Annotated in this window: 20 protein-coding genes; 5 read left to right on the top strand and 15 right to left on the bottom strand. The window is 51.9% G+C overall.

Annotated elements, in window-relative coordinates; all coding sequences use genetic code 11:
• Positions 1–25: 25 nt before the first annotated feature.
• Together F5984_RS24215 and F5984_RS24210 are read left to right on the top strand one after the other, a co-directional pair.
• Positions 26–1,093, top strand: a complete 1,068-nt coding sequence (locus F5984_RS24215; RefSeq protein ID WP_019990992.1) for a site-specific DNA-methyltransferase — start codon at positions 26–28, stop codon at positions 1,091–1,093.
• Positions 1,094–1,100: 7 nt separating this feature from the next.
• Positions 1,101–5,573, top strand: a complete 4,473-nt coding sequence (locus F5984_RS24210; protein ID WP_083940633.1) for a DEAD/DEAH box helicase — start codon at positions 1,101–1,103, stop codon at positions 5,571–5,573.
• Between the two features lie 59 nt (positions 5,574–5,632).
• On the opposite strand, the gene F5984_RS24205 is transcribed toward F5984_RS24210, so the two are convergent.
• The 13 genes from F5984_RS24205 to F5984_RS24145 are packed head-to-tail and all read right to left on the bottom strand — an operon-like array spanning position 5,633 to position 16,703.
• Complete coding sequence (locus tag F5984_RS24205; RefSeq protein ID WP_019990990.1) at positions 5,633–6,202, bottom strand: conjugal transfer protein TraO; 570 nt, start codon at positions 6,200–6,202, stop codon at positions 5,633–5,635.
• 3 nt (positions 6,203–6,205) lie between these two features.
• Positions 6,206–7,384: a conjugative transposon protein TraN gene (gene traN / locus F5984_RS24200; RefSeq protein ID WP_019990989.1), complete on the bottom strand. Its 1,179-nt coding sequence runs from the start codon at positions 7,382–7,384 to the stop codon at positions 6,206–6,208.
• Between the two features lie 20 nt (positions 7,385–7,404).
• On the bottom strand, positions 7,405–8,931 hold the full coding sequence (traM, locus tag F5984_RS24195) for a conjugative transposon protein TraM (RefSeq protein ID WP_019990988.1): 1,527 nt from the start codon (positions 8,929–8,931) through the stop codon (positions 7,405–7,407).
• Positions 8,928–9,167 carry a hypothetical protein gene (locus F5984_RS24190; RefSeq protein ID WP_019990987.1) on the bottom strand — a complete coding sequence of 80 codons (240 nt, stop codon included), beginning with the start codon at positions 9,165–9,167 and terminating at the stop codon, positions 8,928–8,930. Before F5984_RS24190 ends, traM begins: the two co-directional genes overlap by 4 nt.
• Before the next feature lies 1 nt (position 9,168).
• Positions 9,169–9,783 (bottom strand): conjugative transposon protein TraK, encoded by a 615-nt coding sequence (gene traK, locus F5984_RS24185; RefSeq protein WP_019990986.1) that lies wholly within the window; start codon positions 9,781–9,783, stop codon positions 9,169–9,171.
• Positions 9,780–10,019, bottom strand: coding sequence for a hypothetical protein (locus F5984_RS24180; protein ID WP_019990985.1), 240 nt, complete (start codon positions 10,017–10,019; stop codon positions 9,780–9,782). The genes traK and F5984_RS24180 overlap by 4 nt, the downstream gene beginning before the upstream one ends.
• A gap of 52 nt (positions 10,020–10,071) precedes the next feature.
• The gene (locus F5984_RS24175) at positions 10,072–11,367 is read right to left on the bottom strand and encodes a hypothetical protein (protein ID WP_019990984.1); all 1,296 of its coding nucleotides are present in this window, start codon (positions 11,365–11,367) and stop codon (positions 10,072–10,074) included.
• A gap of 45 nt (positions 11,368–11,412) precedes the next feature.
• On the bottom strand, positions 11,413–12,417 hold the full coding sequence (locus tag F5984_RS24170) for a hypothetical protein (RefSeq protein ID WP_152126787.1): 1,005 nt from the start codon (positions 12,415–12,417) through the stop codon (positions 11,413–11,415).
• Between the two features lie 40 nt (positions 12,418–12,457).
• Positions 12,458–15,046 carry a TraG family conjugative transposon ATPase gene (locus tag F5984_RS24165; protein ID WP_019990982.1) on the bottom strand — a complete coding sequence of 863 codons (2,589 nt, stop codon included), beginning with the start codon at positions 15,044–15,046 and terminating at the stop codon, positions 12,458–12,460.
• Complete coding sequence (locus F5984_RS24160) at positions 15,043–15,381, bottom strand: DUF4133 domain-containing protein (RefSeq protein WP_019990981.1); 339 nt, start codon at positions 15,379–15,381, stop codon at positions 15,043–15,045. The genes F5984_RS24165 and F5984_RS24160 overlap by 4 nt, the downstream gene beginning before the upstream one ends.
• Positions 15,378–15,830: a DUF4134 family protein gene (locus tag F5984_RS24155; RefSeq protein WP_019990980.1), complete on the bottom strand. Its 453-nt coding sequence runs from the start codon at positions 15,828–15,830 to the stop codon at positions 15,378–15,380. The genes F5984_RS24160 and F5984_RS24155 overlap by 4 nt, the downstream gene beginning before the upstream one ends.
• Complete coding sequence (locus F5984_RS24150) at positions 15,827–16,351, bottom strand: DUF4134 family protein (RefSeq protein WP_019990979.1); 525 nt, start codon at positions 16,349–16,351, stop codon at positions 15,827–15,829. The genes F5984_RS24155 and F5984_RS24150 overlap by 4 nt, the downstream gene beginning before the upstream one ends.
• 13 nt (positions 16,352–16,364) lie before the next feature.
• A complete protein-coding gene (locus F5984_RS24145) occupies positions 16,365–16,703 on the bottom strand; it encodes a DUF4134 domain-containing protein (RefSeq protein ID WP_019990978.1) in 339 nt (112 codons plus the stop codon).
• A 246-nt stretch (positions 16,704–16,949) separates the two neighbouring features.
• Between F5984_RS24145 and F5984_RS24140 the strand changes: the two genes are divergently transcribed.
• From F5984_RS24140 to F5984_RS24130, 3 genes are all read left to right on the top strand, one after another.
• Positions 16,950–17,546 (top strand): hypothetical protein, encoded by a 597-nt coding sequence (locus tag F5984_RS24140; RefSeq protein WP_083940632.1) that lies wholly within the window; start codon positions 16,950–16,952, stop codon positions 17,544–17,546.
• Positions 17,547–17,712: 166 nt separating this feature from the next.
• Positions 17,713–18,309: a ParA family protein gene (locus F5984_RS24135; protein ID WP_019990976.1), complete on the top strand. Its 597-nt coding sequence runs from the start codon at positions 17,713–17,715 to the stop codon at positions 18,307–18,309.
• A gap of 12 nt (positions 18,310–18,321) precedes the next feature.
• Complete coding sequence (locus F5984_RS24130; protein WP_019990975.1) at positions 18,322–18,600, top strand: hypothetical protein; 279 nt, start codon at positions 18,322–18,324, stop codon at positions 18,598–18,600.
• Here the strand turns inward: F5984_RS24130 and F5984_RS24125 are convergent.
• Entirely contained in the window at positions 18,597–19,151 is a 555-nt protein-coding gene (locus F5984_RS24125; RefSeq protein WP_246169349.1) for a hypothetical protein, read from the bottom strand. The two genes, F5984_RS24130 and F5984_RS24125, sit on opposite strands and share 4 nt — an antisense overlap.
• Before the next feature lie 69 nt (positions 19,152–19,220).
• A complete protein-coding gene (locus tag F5984_RS24120; protein ID WP_138279465.1) occupies positions 19,221–22,208 on the bottom strand; it encodes a Tn3 family transposase in 2,988 nt (995 codons plus the stop codon).
• Positions 22,209–22,426 lie beyond the last annotated feature (218 nt).

The following is a 22,426-nucleotide window of genomic DNA, read 5'->3' as shown; positions in this document are numbered from 1 at the left end:
CGACAATTAACTATAGATTTAAGGTATGGTTGTAGAGCCACCTGTTGTTGAGATTCATTTACCTGATCATCAAATTTTACAGGGAAATGCAAAGAATTTAGATGTTTTGTCTTTGCAATTTCCTGTTCAGGGTTTTGATGTAATTCTAACGTCCCCGCCGTACTGGAAACGTCGAGATTACGAACACGATGAACAACTCGGTCAGGAAGATACACCTGATGAGTATATAGAGGTGTTATCTGATACAGTAGCACTCTGGGCACGCTGGTTGGCTCCTCATGCTTCAGTATTTATTAACTTGGCGGATACGCATCATAACGGGTTTCTGGTCGGTACTCCGATTCTTTTCGAGTTGGCGATGAGGGAGAAGGGGTGGAGGGTTGCCCATCGGATAATTTGGAGTAAACCTAGCAGTGTGCCGACAGCCTCACCGCGCCGACTAGCCAGTCGTCACGAAACTGTTCTTCAACTGGTTCCACCCAGAAAGAAGGCAACAGAGACGTATTACTTTGACCGGTTTGCTCTAAACGACCGTATACCGGAGGCCGAAATTGGCGATGTCTGGCACGTAGCACCGAGCCGGGGTCAAAGTGGACACGTAGCTCCTTTTCCTAAAGAATTAGCCCGGCGAATTCTGTTATTGGCTTGTCCTGAGCGGGTCTGTGAACAGTGTGGCAAACCTCATCAGCGGCAAGTGGAACCGTCGCCAGCTCTTAACCCGAACCGCAAACAAGCCCGGCGAGCCATCGAACTTTTTCAAGAACATAACTTAACCGAAGACCACTTAGCTGCTATTCGTGCCGTTGGTATTTCCGATGTCGGAATGGGTAAAAAACTGCAAAATGGATCAGGCAAAAATTCGCCCCGAGTCCAGCAATTGGCCGACGAAGCCAAGCAGGCTTTAGGTGGGTACTTCCGTGAATTTACGTTCGCACTGAAGCAGCACGTTGGTTGGGAAAGCTGTGGTTGTAGCGAAACCACACGACCCGGATGGCTGCTAGACCCCTTCGCCGGTTCCAATACGTCGTTGCTGGCAGCAAGAGAGTTAGGCTTCAGAGCCGTTGGTGTCGATTTAACCCCTCATCCACTTTAATACGTCCATGCCTGTTTTTCAGAAGAAGGTTCTTTCGGCATTTATCCGAAATGGCTGTAAACGACGGCTTCGTCTCAGCATGTACCCAACCGACGATGCACGTAAAGAGAATGGAATGCCCGAAACGCAGAAAGCGCGTGCAGGAGTTGGAATAGCCGGTCAGTTGGGCTACAATTGGCAAGAGGAAAAAGTCGATGAATTAGTCGATGTGTTTGGAGCCGACAGTGTTATACAAGTAAAAGGTGGCCCGAAGAATCGGGCGCAACCTCAGGATTTGAGACCAATTATAGACGCTGGTTTAAGGCCGCACCAATTCATCGTTGAAGCGAAATACACCGCAGACACAGTCGCGTTCCGGCAAGGTATGGGGGTGGTGGCGTTGGTCGATGAACGAGGCAATCCACTAGATTTCAGCTTCAACCATGCTGATCTAATACAGGTCTTGCCTCCTCGTTCAGAGGCTGACCTTGATGAGAAAGCAGTATATGGGTGGGCCCTAGCTCCAGACGGCTCGCTTACTCAATTAGCAGATACTGACAATCGCTTACGACTCCGGGTTATCGACATTAAACTGGCTTCGGAACCCGGCGCACATTACTTCGCCGAAGTGGTTTACTATGCCCTGACGTTAGCGGGATGGTTACAGGAGCAGAACCTGACAGACCGGCTTGTTGTGGTAGCTGCTTCTGCCGTTTGGCCAGGTAGCTACGACGCTTCGGCGGTCATGCAGGCCCGGTATAAACTGACACAGCAAGGCATCCCAGTTTCATTGGCAAATCTGGCCAAGGCCGTGGAAGACGACATTGAGTTGGCCCCGTTCGATACGTTCGTGGCCCGTTTACGACGTTTTTTTACCGACGTACTTCCTGAAGTATTAGCTACGCCCTGGCAGCAACTGCCTTGGCACGTTGATTATGGATGTAGCGGCTGCGAATTTATGGGATACCCCTGGCCGTTGGAAGATGGGAGTATCAGCTATAATTATCTATGGTGCTGGCCTGAAGCGCGTCGTACCGGTCATACATCACAGGTTATCAACTTGACGCAGGGAAACAGAAAACAGTTAGGTACCCCTACTGTAGTTGAGTTGGCGCAGTTTCAACCCGACCACGAGTTTTTTCGGCGGACACCCTCCTTACGGGCTCAGCGGGAACGCTTTCCCGGACGAGCAGCGGCTTTGCTGCACGACACGGTTTCAGTATTGCCCAACTCTGGCTCTGATGCGCTCATGCCGAGATGGCCCGACTTGCACGTCTATGTATTTCTCGATTATGACTTAGCCAGTGCTATAACTGTTACGTTTGGTTTGCGTGCTTTCTGGCTCGAACCCTATAGCGTTTTAAACGCGGACGATAGACACAAAATACGTTGGAACGAGCGGGAGAAAGACGGATATACAGAGGTTTTCGTTGTCGATACGCGCGATTTGAACCGTGAACGCACCGAGTTTCTAAATTTTCTACGAGCCTTACGAGGTATACTTGAGGAAGTCCGCCGTTCCGATACGGATGACATCGCAGCAGGTCGCCGGAATGACCCCACCGATCCTGACCGCATACCGAAGCGTTCAACATATCAGATTTTTCTATGGGACGACGCACAACGTCGGCAATTACAACGAGTTGCCGGGCGGCACTTGGCCGCTATTTTGGCCGACCAAACTATTCGTGAATTAGCTTGGCTATTTCCTCCTCCTGAACTGTTAGTTAACCACGACGAAGCATCCGTGCGAAGTCCATTTACGCTTGTTGGACAGGTTGTACACAATACTATCGCTGTTAATTTGCCGCATCACTACACCTTAGCCGGGGTAGCTCAACAGTATCATACGCCAGAATTTACTCCGCCCGAAATCTTTACACTCTATCAAGACCCATTGAGCGATTTAATTCCGGCTGAGCGAATTCATGAATTGTGGACTCGCCGGGGACAGTGGAAACGAGTGATGGCGAATATTGAACAGGCGACCAAGAACAAACTCCTTGCGCTGGGCGTAGTTGTCACGCGGTTAGAACGAGACCTGAGAGATGACTTGCTGCCTGCTCGTTTGGCTGCTCCTGAGCTGACCAATCGGGCACCTCGCGGTTTAACAAATCTGCCCCCATTCAGCACGTTGCTTTATGAGTTTACGCGGCTAAACGCGGCCTTGCAGGATTTGGAATCTTACGCCATACGCGCCATGCCTGCTCATGAGCGGGAAGCTAAGTTTAAATCGGCGTACCTGCCCGTTCGGTTAGAAGGTAAAGAACGTACCGATGCGTTGAGCCAACTAAGCGAAACGGCTGGTAAGAATTTGCAGACGAGTACGGGGCTTTGGGTGTACCGACTGGGCGATGACTCACGAGATATTAACGTTCGTCCGGGCGATATTGGCTTTGCATTATCTCCGCGTAGCCGTCCTGATTTTCTGGTTCAGTTTCCAAAGCGTTTGTGCGAACCCGATTATAAAGTTGAAGGAACAGGAGAACTTAACACTATTGCAGATGCAGGCTTAACAAGTGTAACAGTTGAAGCAATTGATCGACAACACAAGCTAATTGCCTTAAGATTAGATGGCCATGCATACTTAACTCGCGTTGATGACCCCGCGCGAGGTAATCAGCGTGTCAGATACACTATAGAAGAGGCTGGTTTGATTGATCTCTCTTCAGATGTGATGCTAGATCCGGTCGAGAAAGATCATTTAACTAAAAAAGTTAAGTTTACACTTACCGGCATAGGCTACCCGAAATTAGCGGAGGCACAGGACAATGCTACAATTCGTGTCGCTTTGGGATTGCCCCCCGTCGCCCCAAAGGCTACTAACGATTATGATCCGCTTACGCCCGCAGCCCGCTTTCTATGGGATGGGTCATCTTTAGCTTCTACTGCTATTGTCCGTGATGTTGCCGCCGTGAGGCCAGCCGTGGAACGTGTGCTTGAGACAAAAGGTCGAAATTTAAATGATTGGCAGTGGACCGCCTGGCGGACCTCACTCACGACGCAGTTAAGTTTAATTTGGGGTCCTCCTGGCACGGGTAAAAGTCAGACATTACGCGCCATCATTGTTGCAGCCTTACTCGATGCTCATTCGCGAAATATCCCTTTGAGGATTCTGATCTCGGCGAATGGCTACTCAGCCATTGACAACGTGTTGCTTGACTTGCCGGATTTGCTAAACGCGGTACTGCCCAACGTACCTGTGCATATGGTCCGACTGCAGGGTGGCACTAAGGAAACGCCCGCAAATCTACCTGCTGAAATACAGCCATTGGTTCCGTTGCAATTACAAGCCCCGCCAGAAGTACAGCAACTTCAGGACGAATTGACTACACCGACAGGACTAACTGTCGTCGCCGGAATCCCACACCAAATTCATAATCTGGGAGTGAGCACAAAGTACAAATCGGCTCCCACCCGAAACAAACAGGATGCTCGTCCAATGATGACGCAACGGCAGTGGTTTGACTTGGTCATCATTGACGAAGCTTCGCAGATGGATGTGGCATCAGCGACGTTGGTTCTGTCGAAGGCAACGGACGAGGGAGCCTACATTTTAGCAGGGGATGATTTACAACTGCCTCCCATCCACCAGGCTGAAGCCCCGACGCACCTGGAGCGCTACGTCGGTTCTATTTTTGAATACACACGGCATGTACAGGGAGTAGAACCATTGCCGCTGAACTGGAACTACCGCTCAAACGCTACGCTTGTTGAGTTCATCCGCACGGCAGGGTACGATTCTCGCCTACGCGCATTCAGCCCCGATCTGCGTCTTAACTTACCTGCCCTACCTGATATTCAGCCTGTAAATTGGCCCGGTGAGTTGGTGTGGACATCCGGTTGGGGGCAACTGCTCGACCCAGCTTACCCCACGACAGCTTTTGTGTACGACGATGATGCTTCGGGACAGGTAAACGACTTTGAAGCCGATACAATTGCGGCTATGGTATTTTTACTGCGGGGACGTTTAAGAAGTCAACTTCTCCACGAGCTTCTTCCTGATAACAGCGAGAAACCTGTTACAGATGAAGTGTACGAATCTGGCACCGAATTTTGGGATAAAGCAATTGGCATCGTAACACCTCACCGGGCACAAATGAGCCGAATTGTTACTCGTTTGCAAGAGCTTTTCCCCAATGATAAGCCGGAGAAAATCCGGGGAGCCGTCGATACTGTAGAGAGGTTTCAAGGCCAACAGCGCGACGTAATTTTTGCTTCATTTGGGATTGGTGACCCTGATTTAATTCGCTCAGAAGACGAGTTTCTGTACAATCTCCGACGCTTTAATGTGTTGGCTTCGCGAGCGAGAGCCAAGCTAATTTTGCTGGCTACTCAACCTTTAATTGACCATTTATCGGACGATGCTAAGGTACTTGAGGAATCCAGGCTACTCAAACGGTTTGTCGAGTCGTTCTGCGCTCCATTCGGCCAATTTGAGCTTCCGTATGGGATACAAAACACTGATGAGAGAAAGACAGGATACCTGTATCGCAGATAAACCATGAAGCCTCGCGGTTGACTACCCGCGAGGCTTACACTACAAGTGTAGTAAAGTATTCACCGCCCATGCAACCGCCAGCCCACGCTAACCAACGTGTAGAACGACTGCATACCTGATTTGGGTAACCACCGTTGGCGGATGCTCAGAATCACCGGGGCAAACTCCGTTTCGACACCTGCTTCGGCCCCCACTATAAACCTGCCGCCCGATGGCATCGTCGCGCAAATCGAATCGGACATCATTGGGCTTGATGAAGCAGGTACTGTTTCATAGGTAGCGATTGGCTGAAAAGAGCCGCGCACGAATCGGGTACGGTAGGCATTACGCCATAGGTTAAATTCGTATCCCCAGCCAATGCTGACTTGCCGAAGCTGACCCGCCGAGGTCATGTCTGTTCCAATGATTGGCTTCTGCATATAGCTGGCTGTCGCCTTCCAGGCGTTGTACTGCCGGTTGTAGCAGCCCGTCGAGATAAGGCCCTGTATGCCCAATTGATGATGGGCCGAGAACCCATCAACCACGCCCCCCTGTATCTCCACAAAACGTTGCCCTTTGAGGTGCGTCTGGGCGTGAGTTTCAGCCGAGAGCACGCAGGTGAACAGCAGTAAAAAAATAGGTTTGGTCATGGCTTAGAAAGGTTTGGCTAAGAGGAGTACGTCGGCTTCGACCTGAAAGCGGAGGTGGCGACCACCCTGCTTTTCATACAGTTCAACCTCCATCACTTTGTCTTCGGTGAGCGTCGTCATGGGCAGGGCGTACACCACTTGCTGCTCCGTTTTGGCCCGGAGTAGTTTCGGTTCCACCGGGTAGCGGCCGTAGGGCTTTAGCTCGACTTCCTGAGCCGCCATGCGCTTGAGCTTCTCTTTGTCGCGGACGTAGAACTTCACAAAATCAACTTCATAATCAAGCTGACTGTCGTTGCGGAGGTTGAATTGCAGATACATCACTTTGTCGGCAACGTAGATGCCCGTCAGCAGGTTGGTAAGCCGCATCGACGAGGCCCCGATGTTACGCATGAACGGCTTGCGCTCCAGCACCCGCTCACAATAGTTCTGTAAGTCAGCTTCCGCCACCGGCACCCCATCCGTTGCTGATACGGACTGTACGAACGTAATGGCCGCAGCTCGGTTGATGCCCAGCGACCGGCTGGTGTAATCGTCGGCCATGACGTTGTTGGCCATGTTAATATTCAAAATCTCCGGTTCTTCCTGGTAGCGGATCAGAAAGGAGAAAAATCCACCGTCTTCGGTAATCACAGTCATGTTGGTTTCCTTGCCTGAATCGGCCTGACAAAACACCGTCGCTTTCGGGTTGGCCTTCACGCGCAGGACATTCGTGACGGTCTCAGGAATTTGCGCCAGGACGTAGTCGGTGCCGGCGTCGAACTCTTTAATCTTCGCTGGAAAGATGATGTGCGTCGTCTTCCGGTCGGAAATACCCAGCGGGTACGACCCTTTTACAGCCGCCCGGTCGATGGGTAACAGATACGGTTTTTCCCGAACGCGCTCGACCAACTCGGGATTGGCCACCCGAACCGGGGTAGCAGCTTTGGGTGCTGGGGTGGTGGGCGATTGCTCAACCATAGCACCCTCAGTGCGCGTTGGCCGAACGGCCTTTGTCCCCGTGGGGGCAAGCAGGGCCAGCGTACCCGGAGCTTTCGGCGTAATTCCCAATAGCGGAAGGGTTTTGCCCGCAATCGGTTTGACCGATGCCTGAAAGCGAGTACCCCGCCCGGCTTGCTTAGTGGTTTGGCTTAGGGCCAGAAGGGGCGTAAAGGCAATAAAAAAGAGTAAGAAAGGACGTTTCATGAATAGGTTGTCTTGAATCGTTAGTTGGAATAACCGGCAGCGGCTTGCTCGGCGCGGAGGAAAATGCGGTAATTGGGTTTGACCGTTACCTTAACGGCCGTCAGTTTGGACTGCACCAGGGAGCGGATGCCCTGAAACGCGGTGTTGGTCACCTGCATGGCTAACTGGCTACCCACCTGCTGCCCGAATGAGCCTTGCGGTACGAAGTAGTAGGGCGACGAGACAGCCTGACCCGCCGAGGTTCCCAGACCCTGCGCCACCCGGTTTTTATCGGCCAGCTTGGGTACAGAAAGGCCCGCACGGCCATCTAAGTCGTAGGCTGTCAGCCGAATGGGGTAGATGTCATTGCCCAGTCGTACACTCGTTACAGCGATGTTGACGCGGTCGGCACTGATGCTGCACGTACCTGCCAACAGCGTGTGCGCCGGAAGTTTGACCCACGAGCCGTTCAAGCGAAGGCTGGTTTCTTCCGTCAGGCGAAGGTTCAACGTACTGCCGTTCTGCACCGTCACAGCGTCGCCATCGCCGTGTACAACGGCGGGAATGGACGTACCCGTTGCCGAAGGGTTCGCTACTGGCTTAGCTGCCGATGTCGATAGTCCATAAAAGCCCGTGTTACTTAAATCTATTGCCTTTCGATCTGGTGAGCCGTTTGGTCGGGCCGACATGACAGATTCCGTGGGTACGTCTTCCATACCAGCCGTGCCTTCCTCAGCTGCGATTTCTCGCTTGAACAAGGTACGGTAGGAGGGAGGCAACTCGCCCCCGTATTTCGCTTTCAATTCCCGGTACTCGGTCATATGCAGTGGCTCGGTTGTGGCGGGTAAGCCATTACCAGTAGCCCCGGTATTCATTCGCCCATTGGCCCGGTCAATCTGCCGTAGTAGCACATCGGCGGTTTGTTGGTCGAGGTCGCGCTGTCGTTTGGCAATACGCTCTTCGGCCAGTTGTTCACGACCTTTCGCCGAACGGTGCATGGTCCGGTAAATGGCATCCCGCTCGGCTTGCTGATGGTCGAATTGGCGTTTCAACTGGTGTTGTTTGGCCGATTTACGCTCCGTAGCCGTCAGGTACGGCTCCGTGGTCTGACCGGCCTGTTTACGAATAGCGTTCAGATCGGTGTCGGTCAGCGTCTCATTGGTGGCCCGTGCCATCGACGGGTCTTTGCCCGTTAGCAGTTGGGTACCCGAAGCGGCCTGCCGGTCAATGGCCGATGATTGGGTCGGATTGAGCGTACCCGCGTCGAAGCCGTACTTATCGTACTTCTCTTTGGCATCGAGGTTGTGAGGCCGGGCTTCAGGAGGAGCTAACGCCGAGGCTCCGCCATCAGGCGTTTGGGCGTTTGGGTTGGCTGTGTCGGAGGAGATAAACCCGCCCAGAAAACCAAAAATAGCTACGCCGAGCAGGAAGGCAAACCCGCCGAAAAGCAGCAGAATCTGCTTACGGCCCACCTTGCCTTTCTGAACCGTCTCGCTTCCGGGAGCGGGGGTTTCCTCAATCGGTGTATCAAAAAAAGGGTTGTTTTGCGGTTGTTCAGTTGAATTCATCGCGTCAGTAAGGCAATAAAATAGAGTAGAAAAAAGGTGCCCAGAATCACGAGCAGGGTATTTCTGGCCCCAAACCCGATGCGGTGCTGTCCCTGATTCAGCGTATTGGCGAAACGATGCTCCAGCCGGGTCATATAACCCGCTACCAGCTTACCGAACCGGAAGGCGGGATGATCCTGGGTACGTTCGCCCGGCTCCGGCTGGGGAGGGCGATTTATAAATCCAAACAGGCCCATCTTATTTGCTGTATTCCTGCGTGACGCGCGACGACAGAATGTGAAAGTCGCGCATGAGCAGCCCGTTGGGTGAGTTGTCGCTCCGGTTCACGTCAACCAGGTTAGTTTGCGTAACTAAGCTCCGATGCACAATTGCCGTAGCCCGTTCCTGCACCAGCCGGGCGTAGGTGATGGCCCGGTAGGGGTAATGGCGCAGGTCGGCCACCACCGAGTCGATTTGCACCCGCTGCGTTACGTTACCCTGCACCATATCGCGGTAGAAATTCTGCTCGGCGAGGTTGTTATACAGTCGCTTGGCCGATTCGTCGCACAGAAACATGGCCCGACGGATGTTGTCATCAATGGATTTCGGGTCCGGTGAAACGGTGAAGAACAGTTCGTGGAAACGCCCGACGTGATGCCGCAGCTCTGCCGGGCGGTTGTCGGTCACGCTGCCACACGTCACCTGAATGGCTTCGCCCCGGTTGACGAGGTAAATCCGTTTGCTGAACTCGTTGCTGTATTTAAACGCCAGACCCACGGCGGTGAGGGCCACAACCAGGCTAAACCCGAAAGCCGCGATCAGCAGCCAACGCCCCCGCTGAAAATCCTTTTCCAATTGCAGTAGCTCTTTCATCGGTAAGGTTGATAAGGTTTTAATTTGGTGATGAGGGGGATACTACGTTCGTCGTAGATGGAAACAGCGGCCCCTTTGTGGTGGAATACATAGGTGTACTGCGTCGCCTGCCGGTAGCGGCCAAAGCTCCAGACGATGCTCCAGGTAACGACAACGGCCAGCGTGAGCAGACTGCCCACACAAAGCCACATGGTGTGTTTGTGCTTGACTAACAGGTTGTTTTGATGGTAATTCATTGGGTTTCGTTTTCCTAAAAGCAAGAAATCAGAGTAGCTGCAAGGCAATGAATCAAAGTTGATTTTTCTTGGTCGGGTACGTCTTGCGGTAGGCTCCAACGGTGGCCCCGTGAGCAGCCGCGACAGCCCCGGCCCCCGTCCCGATGACGGCCCCGGCCACGCCCCCCGCGAACCCTTTAACTCCCCGGCCAACAGCACTCCCGCCCGACGATGCTCCTGCCCGTGCGCCACGGGCCACCCCCCCGGCCACGTGCGCGGCCATCGTAAACGGAGAGCGGGCCACGCCAGCCGCCATATTGCCACCGAGCCGCGCAACGTTGGTGACACTGTTGCCGATGCTATGACCAACGCGGGTTGCAACCGAGTGGCCAGCCGCTTTGAGGGGCTTAGTTACCGGGGAGGCCACCGTACCCGCGCCTGACTTAGCCAGGCTCGTAGCACCTTGCACCATCGCGCCGACTCCGCCCACTGTCACCAGCATATTCGTCATGGACGGCACCTGACAGTAACCAATCAAGCACATCACCAGAATACCGATGAACGCCAGGCCCATGTACTCCGGCGTGTGTGCTTCGGCACCGCCCGCGTTGCCCAGCACGATGGTTTTAGGGTCGTAGTAGCTCAAGTATTTGAGCGTAACCTTGAAGGCGATGGAGGAGTAAATGGCCGCCACAGTAGGGAGTAGCGTGTAGTTGATGTACTTGCCGAACCACTCCGCAATGTTGTTGCTCATGCCGGGAAATACGGCCAGCGCGATGGCAATCGGCGCACCCATCCGTAACACCAGTCGGTAGGTGAACGAGATGAGGAACAGAATGCACTCGGCCAGTTGCATCAGGGCCAGCAGGATGTCCTGTGTGTAGGAGAGCAGCTCGTATTTAAACTTCTCGGAGTATTCCGCAAAGCTCAGTTTCAGACTCGACCCGAACGCGTCGGGATCGAACGAAGGGTCAACCTGCCGGAACAGTTCGGGATGTTCGCCGATCTCCTGCCACTTGGCATCCACGGTCTGTTGGAGGAGTTTGGTTTGCTCGGCAATCTTCTCGTAGAGGGTGCCGTTTTGCCGCTCCACGGCGGAGCGGATGCTTTCTCCCAATTTGTCGATGCCGTTGCAGATACGGGGTGAAAGGCCAATAAGCACCATCAGCATAAACGGGCGCAGGTACGGAAAGAAGTCAATCGGTTCCGACCGCATCACCTGCGGAACAAGTCGTGAGAAGATATAGACCAGTGCGCCAATGCCCGCTACTGCCCGAATCTTGGCTTCGATGAGGGCTGTGATGTCCATCGTCGAAGCCGTCATGTCGGCGTAAAGGCCCAGCAATGTTTTGTACGCGTCGAATAGCATAAGATGTAAGTGATTTGGTACGTGCGTAGCTTCTAAGTCAGTCGCTTATCCTCCGATGCTGTTCATCTTTTCCTGGCACTCGCGCTGAATGGCGGCCCGTTTGTCGGCGGCTATCTGTCGGCCGCGAATGCGTACCAGAATCCCGAACTCCTCATCGGAGATGATATGCCCGTCGTGGGGGTCAACGTATCCGTTTGGTTTGCCTTTCTTTTCGGGATCGAAATAGGGCGGGTACAGAAACTTCATCTCGGCGAATGCCTGCTGTTCTCCCTGCAAGTCAGCAATCTGAAGCCGGTCCTGGCACTCCTGCATCAGGGCTGTTTTCCGGTCGATCTCGGCCTGCTTCTGCCGTTGCTGCTGCGCGATGGTTTCTTCGTCAAGAGCCGATTTGCTGCGGTCGGTGTAATCGTCGTCATACCCTTTCTCGCCCAGCATGAACTGCACCTCCTGGTAGCTGCCCTGTTTGTTCAGGGTTGGCTCGGCCATCGCGTACAGACGGCTGGTCATCTGCCAGTCTTTTTGTGAACGTACCCGGCGCAGCGATAGCCCCCGCACCTTGTAATAGTAGTTGTTCACCAATCCCTGAAACTTCTTGGCACTCTCGTAGGCCCGGAAAATCCACTCAATCCGGCCCTGATCGTTCATCTCGAAGAGGTTCTGCGATGACCCCTGCCGCATATCTTTCAGAATATCATTGGCGTGGGTACCCATCGAACTCAGGTCGTCGGCAATTAGCGCGTACTCCGCCGGGTAAATATGCCCGTCTTTGCTGATGACGGTCGACATACTTTGCAGCGTCCGGGTGGTCTGCTGCACGGTCTGAATCAGTTGCTGACCCCGATGGTAGCTCTGCACGGCCCCTTTCACCTTCTTCAGCTTCTCGATAGCATCCACCATCGTTTTAAAAGACGGTTTCTGAATCAGCGACATCAGGTTCGATACCGCCGTATGGATGGGGTCGCTCACCACAAACTGAGCCTGAAGGGCGGGAGGGACCAGGCACAGGCAAAGCAGTAGCCCGGCCACCCGCATAAGTCGGTTGGTTTGCATCGGTTGGTTTGTTGTAAAAAATGTGTTGGTCTGTTCGGGGCTACGGCTTTGAGTAATGCGTGGCCCCGTTCACCGGCTTGGGTGCCCGTCCGTTGGGATGGAGCATCGGTACGCCCTGCGCATTGACGGGCAGGTAGCCCCCGGCCCGTTCGCCCCGCGCCCAGCCCTTTACAGCCGACTCTAAATCATTGCCGTAAGCCACTTTCGCCAGTTCGTTTATCTGTTCTACCTCCGACCGCTCGGTGGTGAACGTACCGTAGGCGGTGCGGCTGACTTCCAGCCCGTACACCTTACAATAGTCACCCAGCAGCAAGGCCAGATCGTTGTAGGGCGGGCGGTTCGGGTCTTTGCCTTTGTTGATGCTCAGAATGATATCCGCCTGTTTTTCCGACAACGACAACGTCTGCATGATTTCGGGAAACCGCTTTTCGTAGTTCTGGTGGTCCAGCAGAAACTTGATGGGCGAATTGTTGATAATGGCATCCTTGACAATCGGATTACCAACAAGATCATCCACCTCCTGCGTTACCACACCCAGCGACCCCAAATGCTTCCGTACCGTTTTCGAGCACCAGCGGAGGAAGTGCGCGAAGTTTTCCTTCGCCAACGCTTTCCACGCTTCTTCGATGATCAGCATCTTCAACACACCCTTGACACTGAATAGCTTACGCACGTAGGTGTTCATAATCATGATGGTGGTGATGGGAAACAAGACGGGGTGGTCTTTGATGTTATCCAACTCATATACCACAAAGGGCAGTTCCATCAGGTCGATGTTCCGACGTGAGTTGAGCAGGTAACCATACTGGTTGTCGGCGTGAAACGGGCGAAGCACGTACAGAAAATTGTTCAGATTGAACTCCCGCTCCGACCCCATGTTCCGGGCGAAAATGGCCGGGTACGTATCCCGCGTAAACTCATAGAAACTATCGAAGCAGGTGAACGGCTCGTCACCCGCTTCCCGCGCCCGGCGCATGGCTCCGTAATACTCGTGCACGATGTTAGCGATGGTCACTTCCTCGGCTTTTGTAGCGGGTTCACCGTCTTTCTTCCAGAGGGCCATCAACAGGTTAGCCAGCGCGTCCTTCGTCTCCTCGTCGGGGTCCAAATCCCGGCTGTAGAAGGGGTTGAACTCAATCGGATTGTCGGGTTCGTAGGTGACGTACCGGCCCCCCATGAGCGCACAGAGCCGTTTATAGGAGCCGCCTACATCGACTAAGCTGATGTGCATCCCGTGGCTGAGGAGGTAGAACACCATGTTGTTCATGGTAAACGACTTACCCGACCCCGACGGTCCGACGACCATGAAGTTGCGGTTGGCGATGATGCCCCGCTCCATCGGCCCAAAGAACGGGTCCACCATGCACGGGCGACCAAAGCGGTCGGTGAGCAGTAGCCCGTTCTTGCAAAAGAAATCATCCCGATAGTTGGTCTCCGTGTTCCAAAGCGCGGTGGCTTCTTCCAGAAAACAGGTCGCTAAGTTATCCGCCCCAATCTCGGCGATGTTGCCGGGGATACACGACCAGAACAGCGTCTCCGCATCGTGGCTGGCCAGTTTCGGCTTGAAACCCAGTTTCGAGATAGCCGCAGCCGTTTGTGAACGGTAGGTATCGGCCACATCGGGGTCGCGGTGAAACACCAGCACGTTGTAATGCGCCCGCACCACCCGCCGGTTCCGGTCTTTAACCTCATCCATAAACGCATCCTTCGAGCGAATACTCACCTCGTTTTCCTTCGACCAGGCCGCAAACGACGTATGCCGCTTTACTTCTTTCACCAATTGATTCGTCAGCGCGTGGCCGTCCTCAATCAGTAGTACCTGGTTGTAGATGTGATTGAAAGGCAGCAGCATCCCCAGTGCCGAACCGGTCGAAATGGGGAAGTGGCTGCTATCGGTCGAAAACTGCTCCAGCCGGGCGGAGTTGTACACCTCATTAGGGAAGTCGTCCAACTCCGACAGCGTGTAGGTGTAGGTACGTTGCCCGGCTACCGTCAGCCCGTCCGTCAGGTCGATGTCGTGCAGCGTCGGGTCGTCTAATGACAGCGAAAAGTAGCGTTGAAACAGCCCCGTTTGTTCACCATTGTCGAGGAGTTCGTTAGGCGTTAGCCGATGCAGTTTCATCTTGCCCGAATCCTGAACGATGGCCGCAAACTGATTCACTACGTCGCCAAATTCCGCCCACGTGCGGCTTTCCTGCATTTCCTTTGGCACCAGGTGTCGCTTGAGTAGCGACGACTGCCCGCTCGTGCGCTTTAGGGGAGGGGTCGCCGGGCGCGTCACGTATAGATAACAACGGTGGCGCAGGTACGGCCGGTCGCTGAAATGCCGCTCGTTTTCCCACACCATGTAGTTAGACGAGCGCAAAAACTCGCTCTCGAACGCAGGTGTATATACGTCTTCGATGAACAGGTCTTGTTTATGCACCATATAGCCCACAGGCAGCACCTTAGCCGCGCGAACAAGTACATCGTGCAACGCGTCGTATTCGGTATCGGATACCGCGAAGATTTCTGGTGCCTGCAACTCGAACGCCATCGTGATGTCGGCGTTTTTGGATACGATAAACCCCGTCGGCCCGTCGATGCAGAGAATCGGGAAGAGGTCAGTAAGTGCCTTCTTTTTCTTCATCGTGCTTTACGGGTCGTGTGCTGGCGCACGGGCACCAGCCGGTTGAATGATTGGTATTGGCACACAAACGAGGGCTTGAGCCGCTGCACCTTTTGCTTCATGGCTCCCCACCGACCGTAACGGCCTTGTTGGGTAAAGCACCAGGTCAACGTACCCCCCGCCCCCAGAGCCAGCAGCAGAATAGCCAATAAAATGGGTAGGCCCACGATGTAGCTGAACAGCGTCACGAAGACGGAGGCAATCAGCCCGGCGGCTGCGTAGTAAAAGTGTTGCCCGCGCAGGCCCCGAAACTCAATTTCGTTATCGACTCCACGGTAAATAGAATAAGACTTCATAGCATGGCTGAGATAATGGAACTCATCAGGAACAGGAAAGCCAATGAGCCAAACCACTTGAACATGAATTCGTAGAGGTCGTCGTCGCCCCGCCGAAACTTCTGGAACACCCGAATCAGGCCGATGATCGCCACCACAATGCCCAGTAGCAGAGCCGCCCGGTTGCCCTCAATGGCCATCGACTGCGTGTATTGCTGGGCGAGGTAATCGCTTCCCCCGAACGAAGACGAGAACGCACCGCTCAGAATGAAGCGATCTACCCCATAGACCGCACCGCCACAGAAGGCGATACTGGTCAGCCACAGTACCAACGGCCCTTCGACATCTTCGCCCCGGTTCCAGGTCTGGTAAATGCGGAACCCCGCTATCACGGCGGCCAACGCGCAGAGCCATAAACCAATGGATTTGATCTGACCGTAGGCCTGAAATTCGTCGTATAGCAGAATCATCGAGTGTGCTCGCGCAGTGAGTCAGACGCTGTGCGGTAATAGTTGCGAATCGAGTCCAGGCGCGCATCCTGACCGGGCAGGTACGGAGTAGCCGCTACGTTACCCGGTGCCGTATCGGTCACCTCGGAGTTGTCTTCACCGCCCCGAAACAGCACTTTGTCGATACCGAAGCGAGCCGCCGTAACGCCAGGCATCCGGTAGCTCACCCATCCTTGCAGAAACAGAGCAACAACCCCTATACCAATCACGGCTGACGCTAACCGCCAGGTTTCTAAAGCAAAATCGCCCGTACCGGCCTGCACCCGCGCATAGATACGCAATCCTCCAATTAGGGCCATCAGGCCGCACACCGCCCAAACGAATTTGAGAAACGTAGGCATCCGGCTTAGGATTGGATTGGTAAACTGCGAGTCAATACCTACGTGCGTGGCCACACTGCCATTTAGGTTTACGTCCTGCGCCATGCCCGCGTAAGCCATCAGGCAGCAGCCCAGCAAAAGGCCTGTTTTAAGTTGATTCATGCTTGGCGCACGTTTATACGTTCTGGAAGAACACGGCTTGCAGAATGGCAGCAAAGGCCAGCAGGAACAGTACCGAGCCGCCCCAGTTGACGGCTGACTTTTGTACGTCTTGGTCCCCCGCCTGCATTTTGGAGTAAATGCGAAAGGCCCCAAAAATCCCGACGATGGCCGCGATCACGTACATGACGGTGGTCATTGGCCGGAAGTATTCTTGTAGGTCTCTGGTCGTCTGCGTGAGCACCTGAACGCCGGCTCCAATCCCTTTGGTTTGGTCTACGGTCTGGGCAAACGTTGTGGTTGTCGTTAAGGCAGCGAGGAGTACTACGCGCCCTACGGCGTTGATTCGTTTCATATAACGTATGTTTTGAAAGGTTCTGTCTCCGGCCAGATGACCCTGCAAAGATTATATAAATGTTTAATTAATTAAATAAAAATAAACAAAATTTTATTTATAAAATTTTGTTTACCCTTATATTCAGTATGTTATTCTTTGTCAATTGAACAAGGGTACTGCTTTAAAATTTACGTCACAGTGGTCATTTCATATAATTTGGAAACAGTCGTACCTTTACATACAGCTTTATCCTGTTTATCCAATATGCTTACTTTACTAAATCGCTTTTCAGCCTTACTTGCTCTCGTTGTCCTCTTTAGTTTCCTACTGAGTTGCTCACCTTCCCACACCGACGCTCCATCAACTGCCGATGTTCAAAATGAGCAGTCTGCTACTCCCGCCGTTCGGCTCAGTGGCAGCTATACCTGTGTCCGGCTTCAGTTGGATAATGGCTACACCGAAAGCCGGGGACAGATCAAAGGCAGTGGCTATATGGTGGAGGTGCAGGCTAAAGGTGATTCAGTACAGTTTTCACTGACAGGCGACGGTACCGCCGGGCGGTACGATCAGCTCGACCTGGGTACATATGCCGTAGATGCGAAATCAGGTGGAGGCACGTACTTTACCATCAAGAAAGACATTCTCACCGACTACAACGCCATGACGTTGATTGATCGCAACGTTGGCGGGGCGGGTGGTAAGCAGATTACCTATTCGTTTCCGATTACGCTTTATCAATTTGTGATTGGTACGCCCAAGGCTGGACAGTACACTCCGGTGAAAGCGTCTGATATTTTCTCAACAACCCAGCGCGTCGTGGGTATTTTCACTGTTGAACGGGTTCTATCTCTGGTTAATTAGGTAGCTTCTGGCTGTCGCTAAACATTACAAGCGGCATAAAAACTCGTTGATTATAAGCTGAGTAGTCAAATAGTTAACTACTTTTCTATTTTTAGGCTATCTGGATAGCTGACTATTTCACTTTTTTTTCCATTTTTGCTGCTACAACTGACCCGGTGACTTTATCATGAAAATCATCACTGTAGCGCATCAGAAAGGCGGAGTGGGTAAGACCACATTGGCTCTGAATCTGGCCTTTTACCTGAAAGATATCAAGCGGGTGGGTATCGTTGATACCGACTTGCAAGGCAGCGTACAGGGGTTGGATACGCTTCTCGATGGTATCACCCTCATCAGTTACGAGGCTCTTCAGGAAGGCAACTATCCTGAGTTAGACGTGCTGCTGATCGACACGCCCCCGTATCTGACCAGCAAGCTCTCCGAACTGTTCTCCGTTTCTGATTTTGTCCTGGTGCCAACGAAGGTCAGCTACCTTGATGCGATGGCACTGAAAGCAACGATGGCACTGCTCCAGGAGACGCAGCAGGCTTACCCCAACCTACGCGCCGGCATCGTGCTGAACATGGTGAAGCCCCGCACGTCGATGAACCGGGAGATCAAGGACATTTTGGATGCCTACCCGATTCCGACATTGAAAACCCGTATTCATGAACGGGTCAGCTACATTCGGTCGGTCATTGCCGGGGGGATTGTGCAGTTGGAAGACAGCAAAGCCCACGAGGAAATGGCCGACCTGGCCGATGAAATCATTGAACAACTCTAACCACGCGACATCATGGCAGAGACCCTTAAAGAACGGCAGGCCCGCCTGGCTGATAAGCTGAAAAACGAACCGCCCAAAGCTCCTATTCAGGAAGTAAACCCCGTTACGACATCTGAACCGAGAGCAACGGCTAAGCCAAGCGCGGCACCCGTCGATGATCTGGTTCAGCTTAATACGAAAGTCCCCAAAGCCCTACACAAAGCCATTCGCCGGATTTCGGTCGAAGAAGACATTGAGATACGCGACATCGTGCGCGAGGCTTTGGAAACGTATGTGAAAGGGCGGGCTTAGGCAAGAGCCAGATACCAGTAATAAAACGCTTCCGGTTGCGACTTTTTTAACTTGTTGAGTCGATTCACTGTAGGGTCGGAAAGCTGCCAGTCGGTAATGTCGCCTGGTTGTTTATAGCGACGTAACGCTGTAGCTCCTTCAGACAGTAGTCTGCTAATATAGGCCGCTTTCGCCCCAGCCAGAATAGCCCCTTCGATAGTAAACGTTCCAATGGCAAAACTGGCCAGCCGCCGAATCCCTTCTTGCAATTGGATAAAGCGGTAGTCTTTGTCATCCCGTCTTGTAATCAACATGGCCGTGTCTGCTACATCGGTCAGCACATCGGTCGGGGTGATGTTTAGCCGACGGTAAGCAATCTCTTCCTGAGCCGTATGATTGAAAGACTGCTCAACTATCCGCAGATCGGTGACCACGTCAAATAACAACCCTACATCGAAAAGCTGTTTGATGATTTCGGCAGGACGCTGTTTGGTGTAGAGTATGCCCGTTGTATTCGGAGCAAAAGCCGTTAATTTATCACCCAACAAACTATCGGTGTCAGGGAGTCGCACAACTGTGAGCGGTTCACCTGTACGTATCGAGGTTCTTCTTACAAATAGCCGGAAAACGGCGTTAGTAAACTATGTATTTAGTTTTGGCTTTCTCAAAGGCCGTAAGCCATTGACTCCAAGATCCGGGTTTGTGTTGAAGGAGTATTTTCCCAACCGGTTGATATGGGCAAATGGAGCAGGAGAGATAAATTCAAAGTCATTTTCATCTATCGGATATCCTTCCTGGTGTAATTCTTTGATAATTTCTTGTATATAAACCGTGTTCCATACCAGGACAATATTGGTGATCAGGTTCAAGCTCCTGACCACTTTTTGCTGTTGTTCTTCTTGTTTTCTGCGTACAATCCCATCGCCGCCAAACCAAAGATAAAGTCTTAGGTTGTGCAGCTGCTCTCCTTTGATCAGCTGTGTGTTGATCTTTCTACGTAAAGGCATGCTAAGCAGGTATTTAAGGATAAAAATGGTTTTTACCAGCTGGCCATAAGCCTGCAAAACATACATCAGGTTATTTTGGCGCGGGTACGATTGAAGCTTAGAGATTAGCAATGAAGCGGTTACACGCCCTGATTTAATGGAAGCTGCGACTTTGAGAAGTTCGTCAAAATGTTGTTTGAGATAATCAGGATTAACACGACCGGTGAATTTCAAAGCAGGGTATTCCCATTCCCGATCCTTGATTTTACACAGCCGCTGATCTTTTATGTCCCGGATCCTTGGACAAAAATCCATACCCAGCAGATCAAACAGCGCAAAGATTAGGTCCGAATATCCTGACGTATCGGTTGTATGTTCGAGTATTGTCAAATCGGTTTCATTGCCTATAATTTCATCAAGTACGTAAGTGGCGTCCCTTTCGGTGGACGAAATGCTCCGGCTGCCATACTGGCTATATTGATCCGAGGTATGTGTATAAAAGGTAATTCCCTTACCGTAACCAAAATAATTGGGGAGCGCCTTCGCATTCCGGATTTTCCCGCTGGTCGGGAACCGCTGCCCGTCCGAGGATGAAAGTGTGCCCCCGCCCCAATAGCCGCTCAACCATTGTTGATAATGAAAGTTAACAAGTGCATCGTTGGCTTTTTTAAGATTCTCTTCTGAGAGATAGTTATTGCTTGTCCACCAAAGCGTTTGATAGTCAATCTCACAAGACCTAGCCAAATCCGACAGAGGAATATTACATCCGGATGCAAAAACAGCCGCATATAAAATAGACTGGTGTTCCTGGTTACGCGGTTCATTTTCCAATCCATGAAGATGTTCGGAAAAATTTATCCATGCATCCACTTCTTTAATTATATCTGTGATGTTGACTTTCGGGAGCCGTTGATTGATTTGTTCCCGGAGTGCTTTTGCTGAAAAGGGTACATCTTCTGCCGGCAATGCAGGCACTACCAGGATGCCTTCTTCAAGCCGGATCTCTCCACCCGCATTCAAGAGCTCATCCAGCGGTTTCAACAGTGATTCCAGCTCTTGCAAGCGCTGGTCGATACGCTCGGTGGGAAGAGTTGGCATTGACATTTGATTGCAAAAATCCTGTCGTAGCAGTTCCCACTGCACATTTGAAAGAAGCAACGAGTTAAAGTCGGCATATTTTCGGGAGATATTGATAAATACATCGCCCGCACGGAGCCGGTCCCGCAAGTTGGCCAGGGCACATAATTCGTAAGGTTGGCGTTGTGGAAGGGCTTCCGGCTGTTGCTGATCGTTTTCAAAAATCAGTTTGTTCCAGGAAGGCGTTATAAAATCAATCGGCGCGTCATCAGGCAGTTTTCTTCTTTTGCCCGTTTGCAACCCGGTCAAAATATCAAGCACACCCAGAAAGCCATCTTTGGAATGGGCAATTTGAAAGTCAATGGTTTTAAGAAGGTTAGGGGTGAATTGTTTTAAGGTTGTATAGTAGTTGTTCAGATAGTATAAGTAAGTTTGCCTGGCTGGGCGAAGAGCAGCCCCGGTTACCAGTAATGCCTCCCTGAGCATTTCCTTTGGATATATTTCAAAAATACAGGTACGGAGCTGATCGTCTGTAATGGTGTCATTGATGATAATACTAACAGTCTGGGACAGGGTTTTCATCGCCTCGTTCTGTGATTTGAACAAGGTCTGCTGATATGTGTCGAGTTGCTTTTTTGATCCGTTGACAATGTGCTCCCAATAATCATCAAACATTTCCAACACCTTGTCATTGGTATCTATCAGGCTCTCATACAGGAAGCAAATTAAAATCGGGTACCGCCTTGTAGCGTTCATCCGCTGTAGATACTTGTTAGAAACATTCCTGGCTATTTGGGCCAGCCTTTTTCTGCGGTTTAGGCTTATTACCGATAAGTCCCATTCATGGACGTTTAATGATTTTAAAAAATTGATCTTTTCCAACGTCTGGTTAATAGCCCTGGGCGTATTGCTGGTGGGGACTTGGCAAAGCCAACGGTGCAAAGTGATGCCGCCGGTATCGTCCAATTCGACTATTTGCGTCAGCCTGGCCTTCATTTCCTCGGTCAGCAGCAAACTAAGCCTTCGATAGGTTTCCTGGTGCAGCTGTTCATCCAGGCTACCAACAATCCTTTCCAATGTCCCAATAGACGGCCTCATAATTTTTTCCTGCCCCAGTTTTAAACACACTTGCCTGAGCAATATCGGCTGGTTGTCATGTTCCATCCCCTTATCGAGCAGCCAGGGCAAAAGCCAGATTTCATCCAGGGGCTGCCACCGGCGGAATTTCAAATATTTTAAGATTACATTTAAATGCTCCGTTCTGGTCTTATCCCGTTGCCCGTATATTAATAACAGTTCAATATCAGAATCCAGTTGCCTACTTACCATGGCAGCTACATTTGCCGGGATCTGCTGCTGCCATTTGTCTGGAAGAAAACCCATGAACCGGACAATCCCAATCTGGAGTGCGATCGCTAGCCGGTTGTGCTCCCCTCTGAACGATTTAAGAAAAATATTGTCCTGCCGCGTGATTTGGAAAAATTGCATCAGGTCATATTCTGATATTTCTGTCGGGACCTTTTCGTAACGTTCACGCTGGGATTGGTTCAAAAATCGTGATGCCATATGAAAATGGGGCTATCAAAAAGGGTATCAAAATTCACCCCGTCTGCAATAGGTTTAAAGCCTGTTTTTAAGCGTTAAAAAGTATATTTGTAAAGGAGTTCCTTTTTGATAAGCAATTAAATGAAAAAACAGAACAATCGGGCCAAACGGGTAGCACTATATGCCAGAGTATCTACTCTGGATAAAGGGCAGGATCCACAGACCCAGCTGGACCAGTT

Source organism: Rudanella paleaurantiibacter (assembly GCF_009184635.1).
Lineage (GTDB): Bacteria > Bacteroidota > Bacteroidia > Cytophagales > Spirosomataceae > Rudanella > Rudanella paleaurantiibacter.
Note: the sequence above shows the minus strand (reverse complement) of the source record. Positions and strands in the feature narration are given on the sequence as shown.

Coding starts and splice junctions, on each gene's coding strand:
- F5984_RS24215 (WP_019990992.1), top strand. CDS start 26: ATGGTTGTAGAGCCACCTGTTGTTGAGATTCATTTACCTGATCATCAA.
- F5984_RS24210 (WP_083940633.1), top strand. CDS start 1,101: ATGCCTGTTTTTCAGAAGAAGGTTCTTTCGGCATTTATCCGAAATGGC.
- F5984_RS24205 (WP_019990990.1), bottom strand. CDS start 6,202: ATGACCAAACCTATTTTTTTACTGCTGTTCACCTGCGTGCTCTCGGCT.
- traN (WP_019990989.1), bottom strand. CDS start 7,384: ATGAAACGTCCTTTCTTACTCTTTTTTATTGCCTTTACGCCCCTTCTG.
- traM (WP_019990988.1), bottom strand. CDS start 8,931: ATGAATTCAACTGAACAACCGCAAAACAACCCTTTTTTTGATACACCG.
- F5984_RS24190 (WP_019990987.1), bottom strand. CDS start 9,167: ATGGGCCTGTTTGGATTTATAAATCGCCCTCCCCAGCCGGAGCCGGGC.
- traK (WP_019990986.1), bottom strand. CDS start 9,783: ATGAAAGAGCTACTGCAATTGGAAAAGGATTTTCAGCGGGGGCGTTGG.
- F5984_RS24180 (WP_019990985.1), bottom strand. CDS start 10,019: ATGAATTACCATCAAAACAACCTGTTAGTCAAGCACAAACACACCATG.
- F5984_RS24175 (WP_019990984.1), bottom strand. CDS start 11,367: ATGCTATTCGACGCGTACAAAACATTGCTGGGCCTTTACGCCGACATG.
- F5984_RS24170 (WP_152126787.1), bottom strand. CDS start 12,417: ATGCAAACCAACCGACTTATGCGGGTGGCCGGGCTACTGCTTTGCCTG.
- F5984_RS24165 (WP_019990982.1), bottom strand. CDS start 15,046: ATGAAGAAAAAGAAGGCACTTACTGACCTCTTCCCGATTCTCTGCATC.
- F5984_RS24160 (WP_019990981.1), bottom strand. CDS start 15,381: ATGAAGTCTTATTCTATTTACCGTGGAGTCGATAACGAAATTGAGTTT.
- F5984_RS24155 (WP_019990980.1), bottom strand. CDS start 15,830: ATGATTCTGCTATACGACGAATTTCAGGCCTACGGTCAGATCAAATCC.
- F5984_RS24150 (WP_019990979.1), bottom strand. CDS start 16,351: ATGAATCAACTTAAAACAGGCCTTTTGCTGGGCTGCTGCCTGATGGCT.
- F5984_RS24145 (WP_019990978.1), bottom strand. CDS start 16,703: ATGAAACGAATCAACGCCGTAGGGCGCGTAGTACTCCTCGCTGCCTTA.
- F5984_RS24140 (WP_083940632.1), top strand. CDS start 16,950: ATGCTTACTTTACTAAATCGCTTTTCAGCCTTACTTGCTCTCGTTGTC.
- F5984_RS24135 (WP_019990976.1), top strand. CDS start 17,713: ATGAAAATCATCACTGTAGCGCATCAGAAAGGCGGAGTGGGTAAGACC.
- F5984_RS24130 (WP_019990975.1), top strand. CDS start 18,322: ATGGCAGAGACCCTTAAAGAACGGCAGGCCCGCCTGGCTGATAAGCTG.
- F5984_RS24120 (WP_138279465.1), bottom strand. CDS start 22,208: ATGGCATCACGATTTTTGAACCAATCCCAGCGTGAACGTTACGAAAAG.